We start from the raw sequence: 12,116 nt of genomic DNA on the forward strand, positions 1-12,116 counted from the left end.
TTTTGCCAAGCCCACGCCTTAGCACAATGACCAGCCCACCTACCATCGGACCGGAACCGCAGCACCTCGAAGGCCGCAGCGTCAGGGACATCGTCGAATACAGTCCCGAGCAGGTCAACGAAGCCTGGTGCCGCAAGATCTTCCGCAAGACGCTGCAGTCGCTCGAACTGCAGTACGCGATGCACATGCCGCACCGGGTCATCACGCCCGACACGATCGTGTTCCACGACAACGGCGAACCGCTGTTGATCCCGTCGGACGACGGCCCGGCGGACGGCCGCGAAGCCGACGACTTGAACGCGCTGGCGCGCGTCGTCCACTACGCCATCACGCGCGAGCTCGCGCCCGCGGGCCCGCTCGCGGGCCGCGTCGAAGGTTATAGCGATTCGCTCGTCAACGCCGTCGACCGCTGCATGGACCCCGACCCCGCGCACCGTCCGCGCACGATCGACGAATTGCGTGAGGTGCTCGGCATCGTGCCGCTCGGTCGTTCCGCCGGCGCCGCGACGCACCCGGCGTTCCCGGACGACCCCCTGGCGCCGTGGCCGGCCGACGTGGGTGCGCAAGATGCCGCGTCCGGGCTCGCAGCCGATCGCGTGCCGGACGTCGCGTCCACGCACGCGCGCGACGTCGCAGCCGAGGTCGCGCACGATCGTGCGCGCGACACCGCACCGGATCCCGCCAGCGACCGCGCACGCGCCGTCGCGGCCGAACTCCTCCACGACCGCGCACACGGTGCCGCGCCCGACCTGGCCGGCGACCTCCCGCACGACATCGCGGCCGAACACACGCACGACCGCACACTCGACGCCGCAACGAATTCCGCCGCCGACCTCTCACGCGACCTCGCGGCCGGACACGCGCACGACCGCGCACTCGATACCGCAACCGGTCTCGCTGCCGGTCTCTCACGCGACCTCGCGGCCGCACACGCGCACGACCGTGCACTGGAGGCCGCAACGGATTCCGCCGCCGATCTCTCGCGCGACCTCGCGACCGAACACGCACACGACCGCGCACTCGACGCCGCAATCGGTCCCGCTGCCGGCCTCTCACACGACATCGCGGCCGAACACACGCGCGACCGCGCACTCGACACCGCAACCGGCCTCGCTGCCGACCTCTCGCGCCACGACGCGGTCGAGCACGCGCACGAGCCCTCACTCGACGCCGCATCCGACGGCACGCCAGCCACGGCTGCCATGCCGCCGCCCGAGCCGGCACCCTCCGTCGTGCCGATTTCCGCCAGCCCACCGTCCGTCCCTGGCGTCGATCCGACCGCGGACCAGCCCCGCCGGCGCGGCACGCTCACGAACCGCCAGCGCTGGGCCATCGCAGCCGGCGCCGCCATCGTCGTCGCACTCGGTGCCGTCCTGTTCGCGGATATGCGCGATTCCGGCTCGTTCGACCACATCGTGCTGACCTTGCCGCAGCAGGGCGACGGCACGCATGCCGGCCAGGATGCGGCCAGCGCCCCGCCCGCGGCCGGCGCCACTCCTGCGAGCGGCGCGGCCGGCAACGGGACGGTTGGCACGACGGTAAGCAGCGCCGGCCAGGCCGCACCGGGCGTGGCGCCGGGCACCTTCATCACGGATGACACACCCTCGGCGGCAGCGCAACATCCTGCACCGGCGGCCAACGCGGCGGCAACACCGCTGCCAGGCGTCGTCGTGACGCCGAACGGCAACCTGTACAAGCTGCACATCCAGCCGTGGGGCGTCGTCTACGTGGACGGCGTCGACCGCGGCGTCAGCCCGCCCGTCAAGCGTCTCGAGCTGACACCAGGCCGCCACGAGATCCGGGTCACGAATCCGAACTTCCACGACCGCGTGCTGGAGGTCGACACGGCGAGCGGCGACGGCCGGATCCACGTCGACTTCAACGAGGCGCCCCGATGAACCCGTCCCGGCCGCCGTGCCCGGACCATTCGACCGGAGACCGATGAATATCCAGCGTCCCGCCCGCCCTATCGCCCACGCCGTGCTGCTCACTGCAGCGGCCGCCCTGCTCAGCGGTTGTGCCGGCTTCCCGGGCTTCGACAAGACCCAAGCACGCACGCCCACGCATCCGAAGGCCGTCACGACCCCGGAACGGGAAGCGCCCGCCGTGCGCGAAGCGCCTGCGCGGCCAAAAGAAAAACCGCGCGAACGGGAACGCGAACGCGAGGAGGCGCCGGCACCCGCCAACGGCCTGCAGGAAGGCATCCGCCTGTACAACGACGGCGACTACAACGGCGCGATCCGGCGCTTGTCCGCGCGCGACGTCAACAATGGGCCGCTCGCCACGCGCCTGCAGGCGCTGAAATACTTGGCGTTCAGCTATTGCGTGACGTCGCGGCCCGGGCCGTGCCGACAGGCGTTCGACCGGGCACTGCGCCTCGATCCCTCGTTCGACCTCGCCCCGGGCGAACACGGCCATCCGCTGTGGGGTCCCGTGTTCACGAAAGCGAAGCAGGCGGCCGTGGCGCGCTGACGACAGGCGCGTGCGCGCCGGACCGCCGGGTCCGGCTACACTTGCGCATCGCCGCCATGCCCGGTCGACTGTCCGGGAACCGCCCATGAGCACCCTGCCCGTCCATTGCGACCGCCCGCTGGCCGACAGCACGCCGGCCCGCGGTCATGCCGCCCATCCGCACCTCGTCCTCGCCACCTCGATCCTCGCGAGCAGCCTCGCGTTCATCGATGGCTCCGTCGTCAACGTGGGGCTCACCGCCATCGGCCGCGACCTGGACGGCGGCGGCGCCGACCTATCGTGGGTCGTGAACGGTTATCTGTTGCCACTGAGCTCGTTGCTGCTGCTGGGCGGCGCCGCCGGCGACCGCTACGGCCGCCGCCGCATCCTGCTCGCCGGAATCGCGACGTTCGCGCTGGCGTCGCTGCTGTGCGCACTCGCACCGCAGCTGTGGCTGCTCATCGGCGGACGCGTGGTGCAAGGCGTCGGCGCGGCGCTGCTGCTGCCCAACAGCCTGGCGATCCTCGGCGCCACGTTCGACGGCAAGGCGCGCGGCCGCGCGATCGGGATCTGGGCCGCGGCAGGCGCCGCCGCGGGCGCGATCGGGCCGCTGCTGGGCGGCTGGCTGATCGACACGGTCGGCTGGCGCGCCGTCTTCTACATCAACCTCCCGATCGCGGCACTGGCGATGCTGCTGGGCTGGCGCACCGTGCGCGTACCGCGCGCGGACAAGCCCGTCGCGCTCGACCCGGCCGGCGCGCTGCTCGCCAGCGCGGGCCTCGGCTGCCTGACGTGGGGACTCGCCGCCGCGTCGGCCGACAAGGGCGTGTCGACGGCCTCCGCCATCGCGACGGGCGCCGGCGTGCTCGTGCTGCTCGTATTCCTCTGGATCGAGCGGCGTGCGGGCGACAAGGCGATGTTGCCTTTGAAGCTCTTCGCATCCGGCAGCTTTTCCGGCCTGAACCTGATGACCTTCCTGCTGTATGGCGCGCTGGGCGCGCTGATGCTGCTCGTGCCGTACGTGCTGATCCAGGCCCTGCAGTATTCGGCGAAACAGGCGGGCGCCGCGCTGCTGCCGTTTCCCGTCGTGCTCGCGATCGGCTCGCCGATCATGGGCAAGGTGGCGGGCAAGCACGGGGCGCGGCTGCCGCTGGCGATCGGGGCGCTTCTCGTGGCGGGCGGATTCCTGCTCGGTACACGCATCGGCGCGGGCGGCTATGCGACGACGGTGCTGCCCGCGATCCTCGTCATCGCCATCGGCATGGCCGGCGTGGCGGCGCCGCTGACGACGGCCGTGCTGTCATCGGTGGATGGCAGCCACACGGGCATCGCGTCCGGCTTCAACAGCGCCGTGGCGCGCGGCGGCGGGCTGATCGCGACGGCGCTGCTGGGCGCCGTGCTGACGGCGCAAGGCCGCGCCCTGCTCGCGCCCTTCCGCCTTGCGATGGCCGTGTGCGCGGCGACGGCGCTGGCGTCCAGCGTCTGCGCGTTCGTCTGGGTCAAGCGCGATGCCGCCGAAACGGCCGACCGCTGATCACGCCTTCACGTTGACGGATGCGGGGAACGTCGGCGGACGGCGGCGCCGGCTCGCCTGCTCGTACGCATAGGCCATGCCGATCAGCGTCGCTTCGCTCCACGCCGTGCCGACGAACGACAGGCCGACGGGAAGCCCGTGCACCTGGCCCGCGGGCACCGTCACATGGGGGTATCCCGCGACGGCGGCCGGCGTCGAAAAGCCGGGGCCGTCGTGGTCGCCGTTGATGTAGTCGGTCAGCCATCCGGTGCCGCCCGTCGGCGCGACGAGGGCATCCAGTTTTTCCTCGCGCAGGATCGCGTCGATTCCCTCCTCGCGGCTGTAGCGGTGGTTGGCGGCGAGCGCGTCGCGATAGGCCTTGGCGTCGAGACCGGGCCGCGCCTGCGCGGCAATCAGATGCTCCTGGCCGAAGTGGCGCAGCTCCTGCGCGACGTGCTTGTCGTTGAAGGCGATCACGTCGGCCATCGTCTTGACCGGCGCATGCGGCGCGTAGCGAGAGAGGTAGGCTTCCATGTCGGGGCGGAATTCGGACAGCAGCACTTCGAGTTCCGTGTCGCCGTACTTGTCGACGTTGGGCACCTTGACGTCGACGAGCGTCGCGCCCTGCGCCTTCAGCACGGCCAATTCGGCCTCGATGACGGCATCGACGGCCGGGCTGTTGCCGAAGAAATTGCGCGCCACGCCAACCCGCTTCCCGCGCAGGCCGTCCGTGCGCAACGCGGCAGCGTAGTCGGCCGCCTTGCCGGCCGCGGGCGCCGTCGCGGCGTCGTCGGTATCGGCGCCCGCCATGGCGGCCAGCAGCAGGGCGGCGTCGGCGACGGTGCGTGTCATCGGGCCGGCCGTGTCCTGCGAATGCGCGATGGGGATGATGCCGCTGCGGCTGACGAGGCCCAGCGTGGGCTTGATGCCGACGATGCCGCAAATCGACGCGGGCGACACGATCGAGCCGTCCGTCTCCGTGCCGACGGCGAGCGTGGCGAGCGCAGCCGCCATCGCGGCGCCGGATCCGGAACTGGAACCGCTCGTGTTGCGGTCGAGCGCATACGGATTGCGCGTGAGCCCGCCGCGGCCGCTCCAGCCGCTGACGGAATGCGTCGAGCGCATGTTCGCCCACTCCGACAGATTCGTCTTGCCGAGGATGACGGCGCCGGCCGCGCGCAGGCGCGCCGCGACGAACGCATCATGCGCGGCGCGCACGCCGTCCAGCGCGAGCGAGCCGGCGCTCGTGCTCATCTTGTCCGCCGTCGCGATATTGTCCTTCAACAGCACGGGAATGCCGTGCAGCGGGCCGCGCACGGTGCCGGCCTTGCGCTCGCGGTCGAGGCCGGCGGCGAGCGCGAGGGCGTCGGGATTCAGTTCGATGATGGCATTCAGCCGGGGCCCCGCCCTGTCGACGGCGGCGATGCGCGCCAGGTAGCGCTGCACGAGCGTCGTCGACGTCAGCTTGCCGGCCTCCATCAGCGCCTGCTGCTCGCGTACGCCGGCGTCGAGCACCGTGTCGGGCGCCATCGTCCCGGCCCGCGTCGCGGTTGCCGTGCCGGCGGTCGTCGAGGCCGATGCTGCCGCCACGCCCAGTCGAACGAAATTCCTGCGATCCATGCGTCCTCCCCGAAAGAATGCCTCAGCATAACAGCAATCTTGCCGATGTGACACGCGGCCGTGTCGGACGCATGGACGAAAAAAAACGCTGCCCGATGGACAGCGTTTTTTCGCGGAAAGCGGTCGGCTTAGTTGCGGACGACTTTCTTGTACTCGGCGGTACGGGTATCGATCTCGATGGTGTCGTCCTGGTTGACGAACAGCGGCACCTGGATCGTGAACTGCTTCGATTCGATGGCGTTTTCGATCTTGGCTTCCTTCAGGACGTTGCCCGAGGTATTGCCCTTGACGGCCGGTTCCGTGTAGATGACCTGGCGCGCGATGGTGATCGGCAGTTCGACCGAGATGGCCTTGCCGTCGTAGAACACGGCTTCGCATTCCATACCGTCTTTCAGGTAGTTGATGGCGTCGCCCATGTTTTCTTCTTCGATTTCGTACTGGTTGTACTCTTCATCCATGAAGACGTACAGCGGGTCGGCGAAGTACGAGTAGGTCACCGGCTTCTTGTCCAGCACGACGACGTCGAACTTGTCGTCGCCGCGGAACACGTTTTCCAGCGGTGCGTTGGTGAGAAGATTCTTCATCTTCCACTTGTACGTGAAGCCCGTGCGGCTCGAGCCATTGACGTCGGAGCGCAGCACGATGAAAGGCTTGGCATCAACCATGATGATGTTGCCGACACGGATTTCTTTTGCGGGTTTCATAGGAGGGTTTTAACCTAAAAATGAGTTGCAGTAATCAAGCATGATACCATGTTCCTCGTCCGTCGCCTACCGCAGCGACCGGGCGAAATCCAGCAGATTGCTCACCAAGTCGCCATTCGCCAACATCCGCGTTTGCCATTCGATATTGCGCGCGGCAATTGTTGGCGATTGGGCTTGCAGAGACATCCACAATGCCGGCCAATCGGCCGGCGCGTTCGCTTCCACGCCATTCCAGCGCAGGGAAAATTCGATCAGGCTATCCAGGTTTTCCGCATACTTTTGCAGAAACGCGCGGAGTTTAACATGATGCAAGTTTTCATCTTGCGGATAAATATGCCAGATGAAAGGACGTCCAGCCCATTGGGCACGCACCCAGGAATCCTCGCCGCGGACGAAGTTCACGTCGCATGACCACAGCAGGCGGTCGTAATCGTCCTGCGACAGGAACGGGATCACGCGCACGGTCAGGCTGCCGTGTTTCGCGGCTGCGCCCGGCACTGGATCGGCGCCGAGGAAGGCACTCACCTGCGCGCGCGCGACGCCTTGCGGCACGAGGCACGTCACGGGCGTCGCACCGCCGCGCCAGGAGGCAAACAGCTCGGCGATGGGCGCATGCGGATAGCAGAACAGGCTGACCACCCGCGCCGCCATCTCGTCCGCGGTCACGCCCACGCCCGCGAGGAACGCGGCGCGTGCAGCGGGGTCGGCCTGGAACCGGTCGCGCGCGTCGAGCAAGCCGCGCTCGCGCAGCAGGCCGCCCGTCTTCGGCGTAAAACCGGGGAAGAAGAAATGCTTGGTCAGCTTGAGGCGCGGATGCATCGACGGCAGCGTGTGGCAACCCTCGACCCATTCCTCGGCAGTGAGGCCTTCGTAATTGATCCACACGGGGCGCGGCTCGCACTGGGCCATCGCGGCGATATAGGCCGGCGGGATGTCGACGCCGAAGAATTCGATCACGATGTCGGCCAGGTCGTCCGGCTCGAACGTGCCGTCCTGGTCGGGCCAGTGCATGACCCGCACGCCATCCACGACCTGCATGGCTGCATCGGTCGCGACGGACGGCCAGATGCGGCGGAAGCTGGCGAGGTCGTCGACCCACAAGGTGACGGCGATCGCGTGCTCGCGGTGCAATTGGCGCGCGAGGCGCCAGCAGATGCCGATGTCGCCGAAGTTGTCGACGACCTTGCAGAAGATGGCGAGTGTCGTGGTGCGTTGATCGTTGAGCATGTTTTCGCGGACCCAAAGAAAAACCGGAGCACCTATCCGCATGCGCGGGTGGTCTGCTCCGGTCTTTGACTGGCGTCCCCACGGGGATTCGAACCCCGGTACTCACCGTGAAAGGGTGATGTCCTAGGCCTCTAGACGATGGGGACCTAAAACTGTTGTTACTGCTTGCTGCCGAATGCTTGGCGTCCCCACGGGGATTCGAACCCCGGTACTCACCGTGAAAGGGTGATGTCCTAGGCCTCTAGACGATGGGGACCCTGGAACTTTTACCGCTATGCCTGATCGCAGGCATATTACACCAAAACCCTGGCGTCCCCACGGGGATTCGAACCCCGGTACTCACCGTGAAAGGGTGATGTCCTAGGCCTCTAGACGATGGGGACCCGAACTACCGTACTGCTTGAAACTTGGTGGAGGTAAGCGGGATCGAACCGCTGACCTCTTGCATGCCATGCAAGCGCTCTCCCAGCTGAGCTATACCCCCAAAACAAAAGCCGCTCAAGGCGGCTTCCTTGCACCTGCTAAATCTTGGCGTCCCCACGGGGATTCGAACCCCGGTACTCACCGTGAAAGGGTGATGTCCTAGGCCTCTAGACGATGGGGACCCTGGACCGTATTTACTTCGTTATCTGCGCTGTTTTTCCCCTGTATGGTGGAGGTAAGCGGGATCGAACCGCTGACCTCTTGCATGCCATGCAAGCGCTCTCCCAGCTGAGCTATACCCCCTACGGGAAAACAGCACTATAACATACTGCCGACGAAATCTGGCGTCCCCACGGGGATTCGAACCCCGGTACTCACCGTGAAAGGGTGATGTCCTAGGCCTCTAGACGATGGGGACCCTGGACTGCGTCGTACTTCACTTCAGAACGTGGTGGAGGTAAGCGGGATCGAACCGCTGACCTCTTGCATGCCATGCAAGCGCTCTCCCAGCTGAGCTATACCCCCGCAGCGCTGAAGTGCGAGCATTATAGCGGACGCACTTGCATTTCGCAAATGCCAAGAAGCATCTTCCCTTCGGTGCGCTGCGCCGATCACAACCCCTTGCTCACACGGGCCACAACGGTCTCGCGGCCAAACAATTCCAGCACGGCGTCGATGGCCGGCGTCTGCAGCTGGCCCGTCACCAACAGGCGCAGCGGCATCGCGAGTTGCGGCATCTTGAGGCCGTGCGCCGCGAGCACTTCCTTCATCATCGCGGACAGCGCGGGCTTGGTCCATTCCACGTCGCGCAGGCGCTCGGCGAACTGGCCCAGCGCGGGGCGCACGGCGTCCGTCAGGTGCTGGGCCAGCAGCGCCGCGTCGGGCTTCGGTGCGCGGTAGAACAACATGGCGGCGTCGGCCAGTTCGTTGATGGTGTTGGTGCGCTCCTTCATGAGGCCCAGCACGGCGGCGAGCGGCGGCGCGCCGTCGAACACGGCGCCCTCGCGCTCCATCTTCGGGCGGGCGAGGCCGGCCAGGCGCTCGTTGTCGGCCTGCTTGATGTAGTGGTTGTTCAGCCAGCCCAGCTTTTCCGGATTGAACTGCGCGGCCGACGCGGTCAGGTGGTCGAGGTTGAACCACTCGGTGAACTGCTGCATCGAGAAGATCTCGTCGTCGCCGTGGCTCCAGCCCAGGCGCGCCAGGTAGTTCAGCATCGCTTCCGGCAGATAGCCCTGCTCCGGATACTCCATCACGCTGACGGCGCCGTGGCGCTTGGACAGCTTCTGCCCGTCCGGGCCGAGGATCATCGGCAGGTGGCCGTACTGCGGCAGCTCCGCACCCAGCGCGCGCAGGATGTTGATCTGGCGGGGCGTGTTGTTGACGTGGTCGTCGCCGCGCAGCACGTGCGTGATCTTCATGTCCCAGTCGTCGACGGCGACGCAGAAGTTGTACGTCGGCGTGCCGTCCGGACGGGCGATCACGAGGTCGTCCAGTTCCTTGTTGGCGATGGTGATCGGGCCCTTCACGACATCGTGCCACGTGACTTCGCCATCGAGCGGATTCTTGAAGCGCACGACGGGCTTGACGCCTTCCGGCACGGGCGGCAAGGTCTTGCCCGGCTCCGGGCGCCACGTGCCGTCGTAGCGGGGCTTCTCGCCGGCGGCGCGCATGCGCTCGCGCATCGCTTCCACTTCTTCCGGCGAGCAGTAGCACAGGTACGCGGTGCCGGCTTCCAGCATGCCCTTCACCACCTCGCGGTAGCGGTCCATGCGCTGCATCTGGTAGAACGGGCCTTCGTCGTGCGCCAGGCCGAGCCATTCCATGCCCTGCAGGATCGCCTGCACGGCTTCCGGCGTCGAACGCTCCAGGTCGGTATCTTCGATGCGCAGGACGAAAGTGCCGCCGAAGTGGCGGGCATAGGCCCACGAATACAGCGCGGTGCGGGCGCCGCCGAGGTGGAGATAGCCGGTCGGGCTGGGAGCGAAACGGGTACGGACGGTCATGGTCGGATACGATGGCTGCGGCCCCGCGAGCGGGACCTGGTTGGCGAAGCGCCCGCTGCGCAAGAGCGCCGGTGCGGGCATCGTCCCGCCGGCTGCAATGCAGGCACGAGCGGGACGCCTAGTTCTGGACAAGCAGCTATTTTACAGCCTGCCCCGCCAATGGGCGATGCCCGGGCCCGCTGCACGGTGAGCCCAGGCGGCCGAAAATTACTTTACAGAAAGTAAATTTTTAGCTAGAGTCTCGCCTCCTCTTTCGCCCCGTCCAATCATCGCCGCCATGTCGAACGATCCGAGCACCGCTGCCATTGCGCATCTGCGCGGCGAGTTCACGTGCGCCACGATGGAGACGGGCTTCCTGCGCGCGCAGGCGCGCACGATCCTGCGCGACCTGCGCCGCGCATTGGGCCTGTGCTCGCTGTTCTACATGATGTTCAGCATCAGCGACATCATGGCCCTCGGCCTGCCGGGCGCCATCCCGTCGCTGCTCGCGCGCTGCGCCGTGCCCGTGCTGGCGTACGTGGGCCTGCGCTATGCGCGCCGCGCGGACGCGCCCGTGACGGCCGCGTACCGCGTGGCGAGCGCGTTCACGTCGCTGGGCATGTTCACTTATATGATCGTCGCCTGGCGCCGTCCGGCCGACGCGCTGCTGCACGGCACCTCGATCGGCCTGATGGCCGTCGTCGTGCTGATCTTCATCCCGAACCGCCTGCGCACTGCCATCGCCATCGCCCTGAGTGCGAGCGTCACATTCATCGCCCTGGCCTGGTACGAACATCTCGAAACGACGCGCCGGCTCGTCTCGATGACGATGCTGATCCTGTTCGCCAACGCGTTCGGCGCCGCTGCGGCAATTCGCCACGCCCGCCTGTGGCGCGAGCAGTACCGCACGCAGCAGGTGCTGACGAACCTGTCGATCCGCGACCCGCTGACGGGCTGCTACAACCGGCGCCACTTGAACGCCGCCCTGCTCGACGGCGAGATCGCCCGCGCGCGCCGCTACGGCCTGGACCTGTCGCTGATCATGTGCGACCTCGACGGCTTCAAGGCGATCAACGACACGTACGGCCACCATGCGGGCGATGAGCTGCTGCGCTGCTTCGGCCAACTGTTGCAGGCCCTGACGCGCGACGCCGTCGACACGGTGGTGCGCTACGGCGGCGAGGAATTCCTCATCATCCTGCCGGAGACGCAGCTGGATGGTGCCGTCGAACTGGCCGAGCGCATCCGCACGGCGTTCGCGGCCCGGCGCGTCGACTGCGGCGACGCCGTGCTCGCGACGACAGCCAGCTTCGGCGTCGTCGGCGTGGATTTCGGCGCCGGCGCGGCCGTCACGCCGCAAGCGCTGATCGCCGTCGCGGACGAGCTGATGTACGACGCCAAGCGCACCGGCCGCAATCGCGTCTGCGCACGCCAGCTGGCGCCCAGCATCGGACGCGCGGCGTAGCACGGCCGGAACGGCGATAATCGCCACGATGAGCGCTTCCCTACCCCACCTGCAATCCCATTACGACGCGATGTGGGACCGTGCCTGGCCCGCCGTCGCGCGCGGCGACGTCGAATGCGATCCGCACCTGACCGGCGGGCTCGATCCGCGCCGCGGCATCAGCCTGATCGCGCGCCCCGACCCGGCGCTGGCGGCGCGCCTCGCGGACCTGCAGGACCGGCTGGCCGACGCCGACCCGCACCAGTACCGCCAACCTCTGTCCGACCTGCACATGACGGTGCTGTCGCTGTTCACCGTCACCGAACATTGCGGGCCGCACCTGGCGCGCCGCGCCGACTACGCGAAAGTCGTGCGCGCCGCCGTGGCCGGCATGCCCGCGTTCGACGTCGACCTGGCCGGCATCACCACGTCGCGTGGCGCCGTGCTGGTCCGCGGCGTGCCCCGCGACGACACACTGGAACGGCTGCGCACGCGCCTGCGCGACGCGCTCAACGTGTGCGGGCTGGGTGCCGGACTCGACCAGCGCTACCGGCTCGTGACGGCGCACGTGACGGTGCTGCGCTTCGTGACACCGCCCGCCGATCCGCCCCGTCTCGCCGCGACGTTGGCCGCGTTGCGCGACCTGCCGCTCGGCACGATGCGTGTGGATACGCTGGAACTCGTCGTCAACGACTGGTATATGTCGAGCGCGGCACTGGAACCCATCGAAAAATTTGCTCTGCCGTAGGGTG

9 protein-coding genes and 8 tRNA genes are annotated in these 12,116 nt (G+C 67.7%); 5 read left to right on the top strand and 12 right to left on the bottom strand.

From position 1 onward, the window contains the following. The first annotated feature begins 26 nt into the window (after window positions 1-26). The 3 genes from NX784_RS23145 (at window position 27) to NX784_RS23155 (ending at window position 3,985) form a co-directional block, all read left to right on the top strand. A complete protein-coding gene (locus NX784_RS23145) occupies window positions 27-1,898 on the top strand; it encodes a serine/threonine-protein kinase (RefSeq protein ID WP_258819051.1) in 1,872 nt (623 codons plus the stop codon). A 43-nt stretch (window positions 1,899-1,941) separates the two neighbouring features. After that, window positions 1,942-2,472, top strand: a complete 531-nt coding sequence (locus NX784_RS23150) for a TssQ family T6SS-associated lipoprotein (protein WP_258819052.1) — start codon at window positions 1,942-1,944, stop codon at window positions 2,470-2,472. 85 nt (window positions 2,473-2,557) lie between these two features. Next, window positions 2,558-3,985, top strand: coding sequence for an MFS transporter (locus NX784_RS23155; RefSeq protein ID WP_258819053.1), 1,428 nt, complete (start codon window positions 2,558-2,560; stop codon window positions 3,983-3,985). Here the strand turns inward: NX784_RS23155 and NX784_RS23160 are convergent, their stop codons facing one another. The 12 genes from NX784_RS23160 to gltX form a co-directional block, all read right to left on the bottom strand. Continuing rightward, window positions 3,986-5,584 (bottom strand): amidase, encoded by a 1,599-nt coding sequence (locus NX784_RS23160; RefSeq protein WP_258819054.1) that lies wholly within the window; start codon window positions 5,582-5,584, stop codon window positions 3,986-3,988. Window positions 5,585-5,712: 128 nt separating this feature from the next. Beyond that, window positions 5,713-6,288, bottom strand: a complete 576-nt coding sequence (locus tag NX784_RS23165; protein WP_166859076.1) for an elongation factor P — start codon at window positions 6,286-6,288, stop codon at window positions 5,713-5,715. 66 nt (window positions 6,289-6,354) lie between these two features. After that, complete coding sequence (earP, locus tag NX784_RS23170; RefSeq protein WP_258819055.1) at window positions 6,355-7,515, bottom strand: elongation factor P maturation arginine rhamnosyltransferase EarP; 1,161 nt, start codon at window positions 7,513-7,515, stop codon at window positions 6,355-6,357. Window positions 7,516-7,585: 70 nt separating this feature from the next. After that, window positions 7,586-7,661: transfer RNA gene (locus NX784_RS23175), tRNA-Glu, on the bottom strand. A 34-nt stretch (window positions 7,662-7,695) separates the two neighbouring features. Continuing rightward, window positions 7,696-7,771: transfer RNA gene (locus tag NX784_RS23180), tRNA-Glu, on the bottom strand. A gap of 51 nt (window positions 7,772-7,822) precedes the next feature. Continuing rightward, window positions 7,823-7,898 (bottom strand) — tRNA-Glu (locus tag NX784_RS23185). 25 nt (window positions 7,899-7,923) lie between these two features. After that, window positions 7,924-7,999, bottom strand: a tRNA-Ala gene (locus NX784_RS23190). A gap of 45 nt (window positions 8,000-8,044) precedes the next feature. Beyond that, window positions 8,045-8,120: transfer RNA gene (locus NX784_RS23195), tRNA-Glu, on the bottom strand. A 45-nt stretch (window positions 8,121-8,165) separates the two neighbouring features. Further along, window positions 8,166-8,241 (bottom strand) — tRNA-Ala (locus tag NX784_RS23200). A gap of 39 nt (window positions 8,242-8,280) precedes the next feature. After that, window positions 8,281-8,356, bottom strand: a tRNA-Glu gene (locus tag NX784_RS23205). 31 nt (window positions 8,357-8,387) lie between these two features. Beyond that, window positions 8,388-8,463: transfer RNA gene (locus tag NX784_RS23210), tRNA-Ala, on the bottom strand. An 86-nt stretch (window positions 8,464-8,549) separates the two neighbouring features. Next, entirely contained in the window at window positions 8,550-9,941 is a 1,392-nt protein-coding gene (gene gltX, locus NX784_RS23215; RefSeq protein WP_258819130.1) for a glutamate--tRNA ligase, read from the bottom strand. A 277-nt stretch (window positions 9,942-10,218) separates the two neighbouring features. On the opposite strand from gltX, the gene NX784_RS23220 reads away from it, so the two are divergent. Further along, window positions 10,219-11,385: a GGDEF domain-containing protein gene (locus NX784_RS23220; protein WP_258819056.1), complete on the top strand. Its 1,167-nt coding sequence runs from the start codon at window positions 10,219-10,221 to the stop codon at window positions 11,383-11,385. A 28-nt stretch (window positions 11,386-11,413) separates the two neighbouring features. Further along, window positions 11,414-12,112 (top strand): 2'-5' RNA ligase family protein, encoded by a 699-nt coding sequence (locus NX784_RS23225; RefSeq protein ID WP_258819057.1) that lies wholly within the window; start codon window positions 11,414-11,416, stop codon window positions 12,110-12,112. Window positions 12,113-12,116: the final 4 nt, after the last annotated feature.

It is taken from the genome of Massilia pinisoli, assembly GCF_024753285.1.
Taxonomy (GTDB): domain Bacteria; phylum Pseudomonadota; class Gammaproteobacteria; order Burkholderiales; family Burkholderiaceae_D; genus Telluria; species Telluria pinisoli.